General features: G+C 72.4%; 19 protein-coding genes. 12 read left to right on the plus strand and 7 right to left on the minus strand.

The features are described from left to right. The first annotated feature begins 50 nt into the window (after window positions 1-50). Complete coding sequence (gene prcB, locus RM779_RS07055) at window positions 51-896, plus strand: proteasome subunit beta (protein WP_311616789.1); 846 nt, start codon at window positions 51-53, stop codon at window positions 894-896. 79 nt (window positions 897-975) lie between these two features. On the opposite strand, the gene RM779_RS07060 is transcribed toward prcB, so the two are convergent. Then, entirely contained in the window at window positions 976-1,827 is an 852-nt protein-coding gene (locus tag RM779_RS07060) for an endonuclease/exonuclease/phosphatase family protein (RefSeq protein ID WP_311616790.1), read from the minus strand. 23 nt (window positions 1,828-1,850) lie between these two features. Between RM779_RS07060 and RM779_RS07065 the strand changes: the two genes are divergently transcribed. Beyond that, on the plus strand, window positions 1,851-2,573 hold the full coding sequence (locus RM779_RS07065; RefSeq protein ID WP_311616791.1) for an HAD family hydrolase: 723 nt from the start codon (window positions 1,851-1,853) through the stop codon (window positions 2,571-2,573). On the opposite strand, the gene RM779_RS07070 is transcribed toward RM779_RS07065, so the two are convergent. After that, window positions 2,515-2,970: a hypothetical protein gene (locus tag RM779_RS07070; RefSeq protein WP_311616792.1), complete on the minus strand. Its 456-nt coding sequence runs from the start codon at window positions 2,968-2,970 to the stop codon at window positions 2,515-2,517. The genes RM779_RS07065 and RM779_RS07070 overlap by 59 nt on opposite strands. A 56-nt stretch (window positions 2,971-3,026) precedes the next feature. After that, window positions 3,027-3,236 carry a hypothetical protein gene (locus tag RM779_RS07075; protein ID WP_311616793.1) on the minus strand — a complete coding sequence of 70 codons (210 nt, stop codon included), beginning with the start codon at window positions 3,234-3,236 and terminating at the stop codon, window positions 3,027-3,029. A 73-nt stretch (window positions 3,237-3,309) separates the two neighbouring features. Here RM779_RS07075 and RM779_RS07080 point away from each other — a divergent pair, with 73 nt between their 5' ends. Further along, complete coding sequence (locus RM779_RS07080; protein ID WP_311616794.1) at window positions 3,310-4,263, plus strand: LysR family transcriptional regulator; 954 nt, start codon at window positions 3,310-3,312, stop codon at window positions 4,261-4,263. A 79-nt stretch (window positions 4,264-4,342) separates the two neighbouring features. Here the strand turns inward: RM779_RS07080 and RM779_RS07085 are convergent, their stop codons facing one another. After that, entirely contained in the window at window positions 4,343-5,218 is an 876-nt protein-coding gene (locus tag RM779_RS07085) for an AraC family transcriptional regulator (RefSeq protein WP_311616795.1), read from the minus strand. A 390-nt stretch (window positions 5,219-5,608) separates the two neighbouring features. On the opposite strand from RM779_RS07085, the gene RM779_RS07090 reads away from it, so the two are divergent. The 4 genes from RM779_RS07090 to RM779_RS07105 all read left to right on the plus strand — a co-directional run bounded on the left by RM779_RS07090 (window position 5,609) and on the right by RM779_RS07105 (window position 8,601). Then, on the plus strand, window positions 5,609-6,001 hold the full coding sequence (locus RM779_RS07090) for a metalloregulator ArsR/SmtB family transcription factor (RefSeq protein ID WP_311616796.1): 393 nt from the start codon (window positions 5,609-5,611) through the stop codon (window positions 5,999-6,001). Next, a complete protein-coding gene (locus RM779_RS07095; protein WP_311616797.1) occupies window positions 5,998-6,492 on the plus strand; it encodes an SRPBCC family protein in 495 nt (164 codons plus the stop codon). Before RM779_RS07090 ends, RM779_RS07095 begins: the two co-directional genes overlap by 4 nt. Before the next feature lie 112 nt (window positions 6,493-6,604). After that, entirely contained in the window at window positions 6,605-7,657 is a 1,053-nt protein-coding gene (locus RM779_RS07100) for a LacI family DNA-binding transcriptional regulator (RefSeq protein ID WP_311616798.1), read from the plus strand. A gap of 53 nt (window positions 7,658-7,710) precedes the next feature. Beyond that, on the plus strand, window positions 7,711-8,601 hold the full coding sequence (locus tag RM779_RS07105) for a DUF72 domain-containing protein (protein WP_311616799.1): 891 nt from the start codon (window positions 7,711-7,713) through the stop codon (window positions 8,599-8,601). A 19-nt stretch (window positions 8,602-8,620) separates the two neighbouring features. On the opposite strand, the gene RM779_RS07110 is transcribed toward RM779_RS07105, so the two are convergent. Both RM779_RS07110 and RM779_RS07115 read right to left on the minus strand, forming a co-directional pair. Beyond that, window positions 8,621-9,088 (minus strand): hypothetical protein, encoded by a 468-nt coding sequence (locus tag RM779_RS07110; protein ID WP_311616800.1) that lies wholly within the window; start codon window positions 9,086-9,088, stop codon window positions 8,621-8,623. 212 nt (window positions 9,089-9,300) lie between these two features. Beyond that, window positions 9,301-10,089, minus strand: coding sequence for an SDR family NAD(P)-dependent oxidoreductase (locus RM779_RS07115; RefSeq protein ID WP_311616801.1), 789 nt, complete (start codon window positions 10,087-10,089; stop codon window positions 9,301-9,303). 128 nt (window positions 10,090-10,217) lie between these two features. Between RM779_RS07115 and RM779_RS07120 the strand changes: the two genes are divergently transcribed. From RM779_RS07120 to RM779_RS07130, 3 genes are all read left to right on the plus strand, one after another. Next, the gene (locus RM779_RS07120) at window positions 10,218-10,856 is read left to right on the plus strand and encodes a TetR/AcrR family transcriptional regulator (RefSeq protein WP_311616802.1); all 639 of its coding nucleotides are present in this window, start codon (window positions 10,218-10,220) and stop codon (window positions 10,854-10,856) included. A gap of 579 nt (window positions 10,857-11,435) precedes the next feature. Further along, window positions 11,436-12,383 (plus strand): phosphotransferase family protein, encoded by a 948-nt coding sequence (locus tag RM779_RS07125; RefSeq protein ID WP_311616803.1) that lies wholly within the window; start codon window positions 11,436-11,438, stop codon window positions 12,381-12,383. 563 nt (window positions 12,384-12,946) lie between these two features. Next, window positions 12,947-13,720 (plus strand): SAM-dependent methyltransferase, encoded by a 774-nt coding sequence (locus RM779_RS07130; RefSeq protein WP_311616804.1) that lies wholly within the window; start codon window positions 12,947-12,949, stop codon window positions 13,718-13,720. A 36-nt stretch (window positions 13,721-13,756) separates the two neighbouring features. Here the strand turns inward: RM779_RS07130 and RM779_RS07135 are convergent, their stop codons facing one another. Next, complete coding sequence (locus RM779_RS07135; RefSeq protein WP_311616805.1) at window positions 13,757-14,788, minus strand: Rv2578c family radical SAM protein; 1,032 nt, start codon at window positions 14,786-14,788, stop codon at window positions 13,757-13,759. 166 nt (window positions 14,789-14,954) lie between these two features. On the opposite strand from RM779_RS07135, the gene RM779_RS07140 reads away from it, so the two are divergent. Then, window positions 14,955-15,452, plus strand: coding sequence for a hypothetical protein (locus tag RM779_RS07140; protein ID WP_311616806.1), 498 nt, complete (start codon window positions 14,955-14,957; stop codon window positions 15,450-15,452). Continuing rightward, window positions 15,449-15,805, plus strand: coding sequence for a transcriptional regulator (locus RM779_RS07145; RefSeq protein WP_311616807.1), 357 nt, complete (start codon window positions 15,449-15,451; stop codon window positions 15,803-15,805). The genes RM779_RS07140 and RM779_RS07145 overlap by 4 nt, the downstream gene beginning before the upstream one ends. Window positions 15,806-15,879: the final 74 nt, after the last annotated feature.

Here is a 15,879-nt window from a genome sequence, read left to right on the forward strand (position 1 = left end):
CGGTGTTGCCCCTACGATGGGCCCGAGTCAGCAGTAGGAAGGGGAGAGCCATGTCTGCCGATGTCTCCGACTGGGGCGGCCTGCCCGCCGGATTCCTCACGCCGGGACCGCCGTCGTTCCTCGACTTCCTCACCCGCCACGCGCCCGACGCCCTGCCCGGTACCGCCGACATCGGCGCCGCGGGCGGCGCGGCCGGGATACCGCACGGCACGACCATCGTCGCGGCCACCTACGCCGACGGCGTGCTGCTCGCCGGGGACCGCCGCATCACCCAGGGCAATCTCATCGCCCACCGTGAGGCCGAGAAGGTCTTCCCCACCGACGAGTACTCCGCCGTGGGCATCTCCGGCACCGTCGGACTCGCGGTGGAGATGGTCCGCCTCTTCCAACTGGAGCTGGAGCACTACGAGAAGGTCGAGGGCGTTCCGCTCTCCCTCGTCGGCAAGGCCAACCGGCTCACGGCCATGGTCCGCGGCAACCTCGGCATGGCCATGCAGGGGCTCGCGGTCATCCCCCTCTTCGTCGGCTACGACCTCGCCGCCGGACGCGGGCGCATCTTCTCGTTCGAGCCCGCCGGCGCGCACAGCGAGGAACGGGACTTCGCCGCCACCGGCTCCGGCTCCCCCTTCGCGCGCGGCGCGCTCAAGAAGCTGTACCGGCCGGGGCTCGACGCCCACGACCTGACCCACGCCGTCATCCAGGCCCTGTACGACGCGGCCGAGGAGGACACCGCCACCGGCGGACCCGACCCGACCCGCGGGCTCTACCCGGTCGTCACGTTCATCACCCGGGACGGCTACCACCGGCTGCCGGACGAGGAGACCGCCGAGGCCGCGCGCGCCGTCGTCGAGCAGCGCCGCGACCGCCCCGACGGCCCCTGGACCGCCGCGCTCTGACCGGTTCCTGCTCCGCTTCCTGTCCCTGTCCCTGTCCCTGCCCCTGTCCCTAGCCCCGCGCCCGCGCCCGCGCCCGCCGTCAGTCCGGCGCGGTGGGCGCGGTGGGCGCGGCCAACTCGGCGATCACCGCCGCGTGATCGGACGGCCACACCCCGGCCACCGGCGCGTCCCCGGCCCGCCGTGCGGACCGCACCGTGCCGCCGCCCCCGCGGTCCGGCGGCCCCGTATGGATGTAGTCGATCCTGGCCCGGACCTTCGCCGGGCCGGCGACCAGCGGATTCGCCGGGTCCCACGTGGCCCACGCCGCGCCCGCGGGCGCGGCCCGCCAGACGTCCGTCAGCCCCGCGCCCGGCACCGCACCCGACTCCGCCCCCGCCGCCGACGCGTCGTGGAAGCACCGCAACTCCGCCGAGTCCGGCGGGGCGTTGAAGTCCCCCGTCACCACCGGAGGGAACGAGCCCTCCCCGGCCCGTTCCGCGACGAACGCGGCCAGCGCCCGCGCCTGGGCGCACCGCACCGCGGAACCGCCGGGCGCCGAGTGCAGATGCGTCGTGAAGAACGGCACGCGCGCCCCCGGCGCGTCGACCAGCGCGAACAGCGCCACGCGCACCTCGTCGGGCCCGTCCGCGACCGGCAGGCGCCGCGTCTCCGAGCGGATCACCGGCCAGCGGCTGAGCACCGCGTTGCCCACGCCCGCGCGCACGCCGCCCGGCCGGTCCGGCCAGTGCGGGAGCACCTCGCCCGGCCCCCACGCCCAGTGCATCCCCAACTCCCCGGCCAGCCAGCCGGCCAGGTTCGTTCCCTCGGCGTCCCACACCTCCTGGAGGCCGCAGACGTCCGGCCGCTCGGCCCGCAACACGGCGAGGATCGCCTCCCGGCGCCGCTCCCACGAGCCGAAGCGCCACCACACGTTCCAGGTCAGAAAGCGCACGCCGCCGATGCTACGGTCCCCGCATGGGCATCCGCGCCGTGGTCTGGGACATCGACGACACCCTCTTCGACTACACCGGCACCGACCGGGCCGCCGCCCTGCGGCACTTCGAGGCCGAGGGGCTGCTGTCCCGGTTCCCCGGCCCGGACGCCGCCGTGCGCCGGTGGCGCGAGGTCATGGAGGTCCACTACGCCCGTTTCCTCGCGGGGGAGACCGACTTCGCCGGCCAGCGCCGCGACCGGGCCCGCGCGTTCCTCGGCGAGCGGCTCTCCGACGCGGAGGCGGACGCCTGGTTCCGGCGCTACCGCGCCCACTGGCGGCCCGCCGACGGGCTCTTCCCCGACGTGCTGCCCGCGCTCGCCTCCCTCACCCCCGGCTACCGGCACGGGCTGCTGTCCAACTCCGACACCGCTCACCAGGAGCTGAAGCTGCGGGCGATGGGCATTCGCGACCGGTTCGAGGTGCTGCTCTGCTCCGACCAGGTCGGCCACGCCAAGCCCGCACCGGAAGCGTTCCTCGCCGTCTGCGACGCCATGGACCTGCCGCCGCGGGCCGTGGCCTACATCGGGGACCGTCCCGACATCGACGCGGCCGCCGCCGACGCGGCCGGTCTGCACGGCATCTGGCTCGACCGGGCCGGTGGGTCCGCCGCCGCGGCCGCGGTGGCCGTCGCGGCGCTGCGGCGCATCAGCGGACTGGCCGACCTGCCGGGCCTCCTGGCGGACCTGGCACGGGCCACGAGGTGAACACCAGCTCGCCCAGCGTCCGCGGCCGCCATCTGAGCAGCGCCTGGCGGTCGGAGGCGTCCAGCACCTCGGGGCCGGCCGACGACGGCGGAGCCGTCAGCACCGCGGTCCGCAGCACCCGTAGCCCGTACCACGTGAACACCTCGGCCCACAGCGGCGGTTCGCGGAAGTCCAGCGCGGCCGAGCCGGGGAAGGGCGGCGGCGCGGCAAAGGCGACGAGGCCGCCGCGCGAACGGCACAGGATGCGGTGCCGCAGTCTGCGGTCGCTCATCGCGGCGGAGTGGAAGGCGACGCGCGCGGCGGCCTCCGTCAGTTCGTAGAACGTCACCCCCGGCGTGCGCCTCGCGGCCTCGTGACACGCCTTCCTGAACGCCCCGAGCACCGGGTCGCCGAGCACCCTCACCACCCCTGCCGCCGGGACCGACTTCCGCCCAGCGTAGGGGATGCGGGCGTTCACGGGCAGTCGGGGCAGCCCGGGGTCGCGCCGCCCGCGGTCAGCGCGGTGCCGCGCGGGTCCGCGGGCGTGAAGACCATGTGCAGCCGCCCGCAGGAGCAGCGGCTCCAGACGGCCGTTCCGTCGCCGGTCGCGTGGCGGGACAGTTCCTTCCTGTCGGTGCGTGCTCGCGTTCGCGGGTGCGTTTCCGTCCATGTCGTGGTGGTCATGCGTCCAGTGTCGAACCGGGCGACCGTTCGCGTCCATTTCACGTTTCCGGGTAGTGATGTGCAAAATGGTTGCATGATTGATCTGCGTCGCCTCCAGGTCCTGCGGGCCGTGCACCAGCACGGCACGGTGACCGCAGCGGCCGCCGCCCTGCACCTCACCCCCTCCGCTGTCTCGCACCAACTGCGCGAGCTGGCCAAGGAGTTGAAGGTGCCACTGGTCGAGCCGCAGGGCCGCCGCATCCGCCTCACCACCGCCGCCCACCTCGTCATCGAGCACGGCGACGCGCTCCTGGCCCGCTGGCAGGAGGCGGAGACCGCGCTGGAGGCCCACCGCGCAGGCGAAGCAGGACTGCTGCGCATGTGCGGCTACCCCAGCGCGGTCATCGGCCTGATCGCCCCGGCCACCGCCCTCCTGCGCGAACGCCGCCCCGCCCTCACCGTGGAGGTCACGGAGTGCGAGGCACCCGCGGGCTTCGACATGCTGATGTCCACCGACGCCGACATCGCCGTCCTCGCCCCGCCCGAGGGCTTTCCCCACCCCGGGGACTCCAGGTTCGACCAGGAGTCCCTGCTGGCGGAGCCGTTCGACCTCATCGTGCCCGCCGGGCACCCGCTCGCGGTGCGCGAGCGGGTGCACCTCGCCGAGACCGCCACGGAGAGCTGGGTGCTGCCGGTGCCCGACAGCTGCGACCACTACCGGCGCACCATGATCTTCTGCTCACAGACCGGATTCACGCCCCGGATCGCGCACTGGGCGAAGGAGTGGGCCGCGATCTCGGCCCTCGTCTGCCACGGCCTCGGTGTGTCCCTGTACCCGCGTCTCACGCACATCCCACCCCCGCACTCCGTCGTCCGCGTGCCCGTCACCGCGGACATCCCGCTGTGCCGCCGCATCCTCACCTGCGTCCGCGGCGGCAGCCGCAGCCACCCGCTGATCCGCCAGGGACTGGCCGCCCTCGTCGAAACCGTCACCTCCCACGGCCTCACCCCCACCGGCCCGCCCACCCTCGCCCCGATTCCCACCTGACCCCCGCGTTCCGGCCGGTCGTCGTGGGGCGCTCGGGCGAGGGCGGGCCGCCTCGCACGGGCGCGGTCAGGGGCAACGGTCACTCAGCGGCCTTGGCCACCGGCAGCCACAGTTCCCCCCAGGTGATGTTCTCGTCCTGCTCGTCGTACTCCTCCCGCACCAGCGAAGGACCCTCGGCGGTGCGATAGGCGGGATGGGAAGGGAACCAGGCGGAGTAGACCTCGCGCCACAAGGTCTGCAGGTTTTCGGGGAAGTGCCCCCGTTCATAGGGGAAGACCGCCCAGGTGGAGACGGGGACTTCCAAGGTCTCCATCCCCTCCGGGGCCTCGGCGGTGGTGGCCGCGGCCAGGTAGTAGTCCATGTCGCTGCCCTCGCCCCCACCGGGTTCGAGGACGACGGTCGCCGACAGCCCACCGTAGGGCTCCTGATCGGACAGCTCCTCCAGGAGTTCGTGGGTGGCGTCGTCGATGCTCTCGAAGAACTCGACCATGGCGGGGTTGAGACCCTCGTGGACGACTGGGACGCGTTTCCTGAGCCCGACCAGACGGAAGGTGTCCTTGTCGACAATGCGGTAGCGCACGGTGCTTTTCCCTTCGATGGTGAGGTGGAAGGACAGCCGGGACTGGGAGGTGAGCGCGGCCCTGGTGCGGCGTGCCTGTCCGGGGCTGATGCCGTGCACGGCGCGGAACGCCCGGGTGAACGCCTCGGCCGACCCATAGCCGTAGCGGGCGGCGATGTCGAGCAGGGTGTCCTTGCCCTCCAGCACCTCCGTCCCCGCCAGGGTGAGCCTGCGGCGCCGCACGTACTCCGAGAGCGGCATTCCGGCCAGTGCGGAGAACATCCGCCGCAGATGGTGCTCGGAAGTGAGCGCGATCCGCGCCATTTCCGCCACATCCACCGGGCCGGCGGGGTCGTCCTCGACTCGCTCCAGTGCCTCGTTCAACCGGTCAAGCATCGGTTCCTCCCTCGTTCACCGGCAACGCTACGGAGGGCATCCCGGCCGCGGCCCGACAGTTGCCGTTCGCCTTCGGTCAACTTCCCGGCCGGGGGATTCCGGCGTTTCGCCGAGGAGATCGGTTGCTCAGGTGAGGACGAGGAGGGGCGCCCGTTCCGCGGCATCGTCCGCCGCACGGTGAGCCGCACCTGACCCGAGCAGCGCCGACCACGCCGAGAGGCGGATCTGGCACCCCGGCGGCCCGCTCGGCGTGCCCGCCCCCGGGGCCGTCAGCCGGCTTCCGGACCGGGGGCCGGAGTTGCCCAACGACCTCGTCGAGCCGCACGCGCCAGGTCCCGGCCGGGCCGGGGGCGTGGCTCAACGCGTAACCTATGGGTTACGCTTTTGTGTGTGGACGAACTGAGCGAGGTGGCCGGCGCCATCGCAGATCCGGTGCGCCGGGAGATCTTGGTCATGCTGCGCCACGCCCCGCTGACGGCGGGCGAGATCGCTGCCCGCTTCAGCATCAGCCGCCCCGCGGTGAGCCGCCACCTGCGCGTGCTGCGTGAGAGCGGCCTGGTCCGTGACGAGCAGGCGGGACGCCACCGGCGCTACTCGCTCGTTCCCTCCCGGCTGGATCACCTCGCCACGTGGCTCGCCCGGTTCGAGAGCCGGCTGCCCTCCTGGTCACAGCGCCTTGCCGCGCTGGAGACCGAGGTCCATCGGGCGCGACGGGACCGGGGCCGGCAGGAGCCGGCCGACGCCCCGCGCGCCGCGCACCACCCCAGAAAGGACACGGGATGACTCCAGAGCCCACCGGACGGCTCGTACCCACGCCGACGGGATTCGACCTGATCCTCACCCGCACCTACCGCGCCCCGGCCGTCGACGTCTGGGCGAGCGTCACCGAGCCGGAACGCACCGCCCGCTGGTTCGGCCCGTGGCGCGGTGACGCGGCCCCCGGCCGCACCGTGGAGGTGCAGTTGACGTTCGAGGAGTCGGCGCCCTGGTGCCGGCTCCGGATCGAAGCCTGCGAACCGCCGCGCCGGCTCGCCGTCTCGATGGAGGACGAGGCCGGGTCCTGGCCCCTGGAGCTGCTGCTGGACGAGACCGGCGGCACCACGGAGCTCCGGCTCGTCCACCACCTCCCCTCCGCGGAGCACCTCGGCGAGACCGGCCCGGGCTGGGAGTACTACCTGGACATGCTCTCCGCCGCGCGCACCGGCGGGCCGCGGCCCGGATTCGAGGACTACTACCCCGCGCAGAAGGACTACTTCGAATCCCTGGCCCGGTAAGGCGCGCCCGGCGGCCCGCCCGGCGTGCCCACTCGACGTTCCCGTCCGCCGTGCCCGCCCCCGGGCGGGGCGTCGCTTGACGGAAGCTGATGTGACCGGTCACAATCTGGGTATGTCTGTGAGCGGCCACGCCGGGGGCACCGGCGGTCGGCGGGCCGCCAGCATTCGTGATGTCGCGAGCGCCGCCGGCGTCTCGCACCAGACCGTGTCCCGGGTCATCAACGGGCATCCCAGCGTACGGGCTTCGACGCGGGCCCGCGTCGAAGCCGCCATCGCCGACCTGGGGTTCCGGCGCAGTGCCACCGCGCACGCGCTGGCGCGCGGGCGGTCGGAGTCGGTCACCGTCCTGACTCCCAACACCGTGCACCACGGCTACGCCGCCGCGCTCCAGGGCATCGAGGAGGCGGCCCGCGCCGCCTCCTACATGGTCGGGATCAGCGTGCTGGACTCGGACCGGGAGCCCGTGGTCCGCGAGGCGCTCGCGCGCGCGGCCGGCACCGGGGGCGGCGTCATCGTCATCGCCTACGACCGGCCGGGCGTGCGGGCGTTGGAGCTGGCGCCCGCCGGGATGCCGCTGGTGGCCGCCGTCGAGACGCCCGCGGAGCCGCCCCCGGCGGGCAGCCCCTGGGTGTGGACGGACGACCGGGAGGCCGCCCGCGAGGTGACCCGTCACCTGCTCGGCCTCGGCCACCGCACCGTGCACTACGTCGCCATCCCCTCCACCACCCGCACCGGCGGCGGGGCTCAGCGCGCCGCCGGGTGGCGGGCCGCGCTCACCGCGGCGGGGGCGCCGGTACCGGAGCCGGTGGCGGGCGGGTGGGGCCCGGCCGAGGGCTACACCGCGGGCCGGGAGCTGGCCCGCGACCCGGCGGTGACGGCCGTGCTGTGCGGGAACGACGCCCTCGCCCTCGGCCTGCTGCGGGCGTTCGCCGAGGCGGGCAGGGACGTGCCGGGGGAGGTGAGCGTCGCCGGGTTCGACGACGCCCCGCACGCCGCGTTCCTCACCCCGAGTCTGACCACCGTCCGCCTCGACTTCGCGGGTCTGGGCCGGGCCTGCTTCGCCCTGCTGCACGGCCTCCTCCAGCAGGGCGAGCCCGTCGCGCCGCACCCGGTGGCCGCGCCGCGACTGATCCTCCGCGAGAGCACGGGGCCGCGCCGCGGCTGACTCCCGGCGCGGGGTGCGCCGTTTGACCCTTCCGGACGGGGCACCCGTGGGCCATGGGCGACATTCTCATCGGCACCTGTTCGTGGACGGACCGGGCGCTGGTGGCGGGCGGCTGGTATCCGCCGGGCCACCGCGGCCCCGAGGGGCGGCTGCGGTACTACGCGGCGCGCTTCCCGGTCGTGGAGGTCGATGCCACCTACTACGCCCTGCCGACCGCGCAGCGCAGCCGGCAGTGGGCCCAACGGACGCCGGACGGCTTCGTGTTCGACGTCAAGGCGTACTCGCTGCTGACCGGCCACCCGACCCGGGCCGGGACGCTGCCGCTCGCGCTGCGCCCGCCGGGGCCCGCGGGGCGGCCGGTGCGCGGCAACGACCTGGGGCCCGCGGCCGTGCGCGACACGTGGGCGGCGTTCCTGGACGGGATCGAGCCGCTGCGCCGCGCCGGCCGTCTCGGCAGCGTGCTGCTCCAGTTCCCGCCGTGGTTCGCGCCGGGACGCGGCGCGCGGGCGCGGCTCGCGCGGGCGCGCGAGCTGGCGGGCGATGTGCCGCTCACCGCCGAGTTCCGGCACGCGGACTGGCTGAGGCCGCCGCAACGGGCGGACACGCTCGCGCTGCTGCGGGAGCACGACATGGCACTGGGGGCCGTGGACACCGCGCAGGGGCTGCCGTCCTCGCTGCCGCCCGTGGCGGAGGTGACGTGCCCTGGGCTGTCGGTGGTGCGGTTCCACGGGCGGAGTGCCGCGTGGGGGACCGGCAGCAAGGAGGACCGCTTCCGGCACCGCTACGTGCGCGAGGAACTGCTGCCGTGGCTGCCGCGCATCGAGCAGCTGGCCGAACGGGCGGACGCCGTGCACGTGCTGTTCAACAACTGCTGCGCCGACGCGGCCGTTTCCGCCGCGGCGCTGATGCGGACGCTGGTCGCCCAGCGGGTGAACCTCGGCTGACGCCACCCCTACCCCTCTTCTACCCCTCTTCGGCGCCTATCTCCACGGAGCTGGGGGAGGCGTCGCCGAGGCCGGCCGTGAGGAGGGGGGCCGTCGTGGCCGCCCACCAGGCGGCGAAGCTGTCCGGGCTCGCGCCGCGGAACCACCACTCCGTTCTGCCGCCCAGCTCGTCGAACTCCTCGGCCGCCTCGTAGACCAGCTCGCAGAACACGCGCACGTGGCTGTCGTGCTGCCCGCCGGCCTGCGGCACTTCGAAACGCCGCGCCACGCGCACGGAGAACGTCGGCCCCTCAAGCCCCTCCGACACCCCGTGTGTCACCAGGCAGCCGTCGGCGTCCGGCACGTGGGGAACGTCGAAGTCGAGGCGGGCGAACCGTTCGAACGCGTCGAGGACCGACGCCAGGGTCAGCGCCGCGCCCGGCGACTCCTTCCCGAGCAGCCGCTCGAACTCGTCGGCGGCCGAGCTGATGGGCAGTCCCTCCGGCATGGGATCTCCGTTCTCCGCGGGCGGCAGCTTTTCCCTACGGTTGCCCCCGTCCGCCCACTCGATGCCCAGCAGCGCCGGGTCCGGCACAGTGCATCACGACGTTGAACGGCTCTGGCATCGCCTCGCCGGCCCGTCATCATCGCGAGGCAAGGTCGCTTCGCCTTGAACAAGATGGGCGTCCGCGACTGCACGCTCCGTACTGCAACGCCAGCTCAAGCTGCGATGTCGGCTTCGGGTTGGAGTGCAGGGCCGAGCAGCAGGCCCCCGTCCAGGACGAATTCCGAGCCCGTGGCGAAAGACGCGTCCTGGGAGGTGATGAAAAGCAACAGGCGGGTGATGTCAGAGGGTTCGGCGAGGCGGGGGATGGCGAAGGGATCGGGTGAGTAGAAGTCGGCGATGGCCGGCTGGCCTGCGACGGTGGGCTCGTTGATCAGCGGTGTGGAGACGACGCCGGGGTGGAGGGAGTTGACCCGGATGTTGTCCCGCCCCAGCTCCAGCGCGGCTGTCTTGGTCAGTCCGCGCACGGCCCACTTGCTGGCGGTGTAGGGGGCGTAGAAGGCCGTGCCGACATGGGCCATGGTCGAGGCGATGTTGACGATGGTGCCGCCGCCGCCCCTGCGCATCGACGGAGCCACGGCCCTGACGCCGAGGAACTGGCCGGTGACATTGACGCTGAAGGTGTGCTCCCAGGTGCGGAGTTCGGTGTGCTCTATAGGGGCCGCCGGGTTCTGGACGCCCGCGTTGTTCACCAAGATGGTGATCGGCCCGAAGCGGCCTTCGACTTCTCGCACCGCCGCCGCCCAGTCGTCCTCGCTGGCGACATCCAGGTGAACGGGCAGAGCCCGATGACCGAGCTGAGCAGCGAGATCGCGGCCGGCGTCGTCGTCGCGGCCGGCAATGACGACGTTCGCCCCCTCGGCGTGGTAGCCCCGCACATGACTGCTGCCCATGCCCCCGCTGCCGCCCGTGACGATGACGGTCTGGCCCTCAAAGCGTCTCATGCTGCTTCCTTTTCCTTCCGGGCTTGAGCCAATGGTGAGCCGAGTGACTCGCCTCCCATCTCAAGCTAAGGGCGGGACTAGAGGTGAGTCAAGTGACTCACCTCGTAGTGGAAGGCATACTGGAGGCCATGACGGCACAGCCTTCGGAATACCACCGGCGCGTGGCAGCGCAGAAGCGGACGTCCATCATCGAGGCAGCGACGAGGCTGTTCCTCGACTCCGGCTACGACGGCACCTCGCTGGCCCGCATCGCCGAGGCGGCCGGAGTGTCGAGGGCGACGCTGTTCAGGCAGTTCACCACCAAGGCGGCCCTGTTCGAGGCGATCGTCACCGAATACTGGAAGACCGACGAGGAGGCGGCGCCACTCCCCGAGCCAGGGAACCTCCGCGCAGGGCTTGAGACCATCGGACGCCGATACGTCATGCTTCTCACCCAGCCCGGCATGGCCGCCCTCTTCCGCATCGTCATCGCCGAGGTGCCGCGTTTCCCGGAGCTGGGCGAGACGCAGTTCGAGCTCGGCAAGATGCCCTACTTCGAATCGGTCCGCCGCTACCTGGCGGCGGAGAACGCCGCTGGCGCGGCACGGCTTGACGATGCGGAGATGGCGGCGACCCAATTCCTCGGGATGATCTCCAACTACGTGTTCTGGCCGCGGATGCTGCTCGCACGCTGGGAGCCCGACGACTCCGCCATCACCAACGCGGTCGACCAGGCGGTGCTGACCATGCTCGCCCGATACGGCGCGCCGGGGACCCGCGGCGCCTGAGACACCAGGTGCCCCATCGCCTCTTGGAACTGCCGCCTTCGAGATGGAGGCGCGCCCGATAGCCCACGGCCCTGCAGCTGATCGAAGCCAAAGGCCGATGGTGGGACAGCTTGCAGGCGCTATTGCTGGCGAGGTTGACCTCCCGCCGGTCGTCGGGCTGGTCCGGTTTCTTGGTCGACCCCGGGCCGGCGGTCGTCCGACCGTTCCTTGGCCGGCGTTCTCAGATCGCCCGGGAACGGCGTATATGGCCGAGGTCGATGCGTTCGTCGCCGCCTCATTCGCGATGGCGGGCCACATCGGAGCCCGGGACGCGGCGCTCTCGACGCGATGCGGATCGCCGCGGCCGCGGACCGATCGTTCGCCGAGCACCGGCCAGTCGCGGTCACCGAAATCAAGTTGTAGCCGAGGCGTCGGCGGGCCACGCTTTGGCCGGGATGGTCAATCGAGCCTGACCATCCGAAGACGACGTGATCGGACTCGTGGCACGGGGAGATGCTGTCCCAGGCAGGTGGACAGCAGGCCGGGGCGGTCCACCAACGGCGCCGGTGTGCTGAGGCACACTGGATTTGTGAGGACAGCATGAACCAGGGCACCCATCCCGAAGAGCTGCCGGCCGAGGTCCTGGACGACGTGGCCGGCGTGGTCGGGGCAGAGGTCACTCTTCTCAGTCGCCTACCCGGAGGCGTCAATGGGGGTGCCACGCGCGTCCAGTTGGCCGGAGGGGTAAACGCAGTGCTCAAAGCAGTGCCCCAGGCACACCCCAACCACCTGGACGAGACGCTGCGAGCCCAGAGAGTGGTCGAGCACATGCGCAGGCGCGGCTATCCCACCCCGGCCTGGCTCGGAGTGGGGGCCACAGCCACTCATGTATGGCATCTGATGGACTTCGTCGACGCGGCTCCCGCGCCAGAGCTGACCCCGTCCCTCGTCGAGCAGCTGATGGAGATCATCGAACTCCAGGCCGGCCAGGCCTCCGAGCCCTACGACCACTGGTCGTACGCCTGGCGGGTCGCCACCGGTCAGGAATCGGCCGTCGCCGGGCTGGATTTCGACGAGACGCCCGAGCAGTCGCTTCTCCGCCAGTCCGTGGCCAGGCTCTCGGGGTATTCCTCCGGGGTGTCGGCCCTGGTCGAGCGCCTGCGGCTCGTGTGTGCCGACGTCCCACCACCACGAGAGGCGCCTGACATGGTCCATGCCGACCTCTCAACGCCCAGCAATATCCTGGTCCGTGACGGAGCGGTGGTGGCGGTCGTGGATATCGGGAACGCGGGTAGCGGCACGCGGGCGACTGATCTCACCACCCTCGTGTGGTACACCTCCCAGGATGATCCGCTGCTGGACGGGGTCCGAAGGCGTCTGTGGACGAGAGTCCTCGACCTGGTCGGGTGGGAGGGGGCGGCGGTGCTCGCAGCGGCACAGATCCTTCACATGCTAGAGATCCCCATCCGTGACGGGCGCCACGATGTCGTTCCAGGGGTGGTCAACCGCGGCCATCGCGCTCTCGACGAGCTGGCCGCGCTTCGCTAACGAGCAGCGGGAATAGCTCTGCGGGATCAGCGAACCACGCTGCCCCGAACGTGGGGCAGGTGGCGAGGTCGCTCTCCAGGTGCGCGACAACTGGTCCGGTTCAACAGGTATCGCGTCCCCCATCCGGAGTCGGCTCACCGGCCGGGGCAGGTCCGAGAGCAGCCCGAGTATGAACCGCCGCATCCGGCGGCGGAGTCCGACCCTGACGAACCGGCCTGCGATCCGGCCATCAGGCCCTCGAACGCTGGGCCTACGCTGTGACCTGCGGTCCGGCGGCCGGGCCTTTGCTGGCCCAGGAGTGCACCGCTTGCCAGTCATTGAGCGCGAGCTTGCGCAAAGTCACCGGAGATTGACTCACGATCGGATCTTGCCAGATCTCGGACCGGCCCGAGCCCGGACCTCAGCAGCCCGCTACCGCGGTCGGAGACGTTCACGATGCGCGGCACCACCGTGCTGTGGGCGACTCATCGGGTCGCCGCCAGGAACTGCGCGGCTCGCCCGGCCGGTCAGGGGAACGTGCCTGGCTCCCGTCCGGGGGCGGTGGCGTGCCATCATCCTTTCCGATGAGCGTGAACGCGGAGGTCGCACACACCGCCAGGGTCTGGGACTACTGGCTCGGCGGGCGGGAGCACTACCTGGTCGACCGCCAGGTGGGCGACCGGGTCCGCGGCATATATCCGCAGATTCCCCAGGTGGCCCGCGCGGACCGGGAGTTCCTGGTGCGCGCCGTGCGGTTCCTGGCCGAGCGGGCCGGGGTCCGGCAGTTCCTCGACATAGGAACGGGCCTGCCGACCGTGCAGAACACGCACGAGGTCGCGCAGGGCGCCGCACCGGACGCGCGCGTGGTGTACGTCGACAACGATCCGCTGGTGCTGGCCCACGCCAGGGCCCTGCTCGTCGGCGGGCCCGAAGGCGTCACCGACTATGTCGAGGCCGACGTCCGCGAGCCGGAGGCCGTGCTGAGCGGCGCCGCCAAGACGCTCGACCTCGGCCGGCCGGTGGCCGTCATGCTGCTGGGGGTGCTCAACTTCGTGCTGGACACGAACGAGGCGGTGCGCGTCGTGGACCGGCTGCTCGAAGCGGTGCCACCGGGCAGCTATCTGGCGCTGACCCACCCGACGCTGGAGCTGGGCGGCGAGGCCAACGCGGCGGCCATGGGCTTCTGGAACGCGCACGCCAGGCCGCCGATCACCGCCCGCAGCCGCTCGGAGGTGTCCCGGCTGCTGCACCGCGTCGAGCTGCTGCCGCCGGGTCTCGTGCCGTGCACGCACTGGCGGCCGGCGGGCGAACCGGACCGGGCCGTCGCCCAGTTCGGCGCGGTCGGCCGCAAGCCCTGAACGCCGGGCCCTGAACGCCGCTGCCCGGCGCCGCGGTCACAGCAGGGTGAGCTGCGTGGGCTCGGGCTCAGGCGCGGTCTCCGCGAGCCCGCTGTCCCGGGGAGTGCGGTGCGCACCGCGCCTGGCGGGGCCCATGCCGTACTCGGCCGCCAGCTCGTGGACCTGGCCGGTGATGCGGCGCTGGTACCAGGTGGGGGCGTAGGCGCCGTCGGCGTAGAGCACCTGGTAGCGGCGGACGAGGTGCGGGTGGTGCTCGCCCAGCCAGCGCATGAACCACTCGCGCGCGCCTGGCCGCAGGTGCAGGGCGAGCGGCGTGACGGACGTCGCACCGGCCGCCGCGATGGCGCGGACGGTTTCGCGCAGCTGCGCGGGCGCGTCGGACAGGTAGGGGATGACCGGGGCCATCAGCACGCCGCAGGAGATGCCGTGCTCGGCGAGGGCGCGCACGACGTCCAGGCGCCGCTCCGGCGCGGGGGTGCCCGGCTCGACCGTGCGCCACAGGGCGGTGTCGACGAAGCCGACGGAGACGGAGATCCCGACGTCCGTGACGTCCGCGGCCTGCCTCAGCAGGTCGAGGTCGCGCAGGATCAGCGTGCCCTTGGTGAGGATGGAGAACGGGTTCGCGTAGTCGCGCAGGGCCGCGATGATGCCGGGCATGAGCCGATATCGTCCCTCCGCCCTCTGATAGCAGTCGACGTTCGTCCCCATGGCGATGTGCTCGCCGCGCCAGCGCCGCGCGCCCAGCTCGCGGCGCAGCAGGTCGGGGGCGTTCACCTTGACGACGATCTGCGAGTCGAATCCGGTGCCCGTGTCGAGGTCGAGGTAGCTGTGCGTCTTGCGGGCGAAGCAGTAGACGCAGGCGTGGGTGCAGCCGCGGTAAGGGTTCACCGTCCAGGTGAACGGCATGCGGGAGGTGCCGGGCACGCGGTTGACGATCGAGCGGGCGCGCACCTCGTGGAAGGTGATGCCGCGGAACTCGGGGGTGTCGAACGTCCGCGTCACGACGTCGGTGCCGAACAGCGCGGGCGCCGCGGCCGGGGTGTCGTCACTCAGGTTGTTCCAGCGCATCGGGACCCTCCTCGCTGCCGTCGTACCCAAATAGGACACACGTTCGAATCACGACTGTCAACCCGGATCGCCTTCCCCGACTTGCCGCCTGGGAAAGTCGGGGGTAGGCTTTCCTGGTAGGAAAGTTGAACTGCCTTGAACTGTCCTGAACCGTCATGGGAAGGCGATGGCCGTGAGCACACGGGTGGATGCCGAGCAGGCATGGAAGGATCTCCAGCGCATCCGGGTGCCGCAGGAGCGGGTGTACGACGAGGTCGAGCGGTGCGCGTCCGGCACCTCCGGCACGGCGTACCCCGCGGCCGTGAGCATGTGGCTCTTCCTGGTCGGCATGAGTCTGGACCTGCCCCCGTTGGCCGTCTGTCTGGTCCTCGCCGCGTACGTCGCGCTGGTGACCGTGCTGGCCGTGGCCCAGAGCCGCAGGAGCCGGATGCAGCTGCACCGCTCCCGCTACAACCGGAGGACGCTCGCCACGTACGCCGCCGGGGGAGTGGGCACCGGCGGGACGGCCCTGCTCACCGGCAGCCTGGCCGAGCCGCTGGGGCCGGTGCTCGCCGGTCTCGTCCAGGCCACGGCCTCGACGGCCGTGTTCCTGCTGTTCATCGGTCCGGTGAGCCGCTGGGCGGCCGGCTCGTTGCGCGGCCATGGCGAACGGGCGGGCCGATGAGTACCCCCACCGGCTTCGACGAGCTGATCCATCCCGCCACCCGGCTGTCGGTGGTCGCGCTGCTCGCCACCGCCGAATGGGCGGACTTCGCGTTCGTCCGCGACAGCCTCTCGCTCAGCGACTCCGCGCTCTCCAAGCAGCTCCACACCCTGGAAGAGGCCGGATACCTGGAGATCCACAAGGAGGGCGGCGGCCGCAAGCGGCGCACGAGGGTACGGCTGACGGACCGCGGCCGCACCGCCTTCGAGGGGCATGTGGCGGCGCTCCGGGCGATCGTCGAGGGCGCCGGGCCCACGGCGGCCTTGGCCGGGGCGGCGGAACGGCGGCAGGACCACGCGGAGGCAGGACCGTGAGGGCGCCAGGGCCCGCCCCGGCCACTCGCTCCGCCCCGGCCGCCCGCCCCGTCATCCGGGCGCGGAACGTGACC

The organism is Streptomyces johnsoniae (genome assembly GCF_031845565.1).
Lineage (GTDB): Bacteria > Actinomycetota > Actinomycetes > Streptomycetales > Streptomycetaceae > Streptomyces > Streptomyces johnsoniae.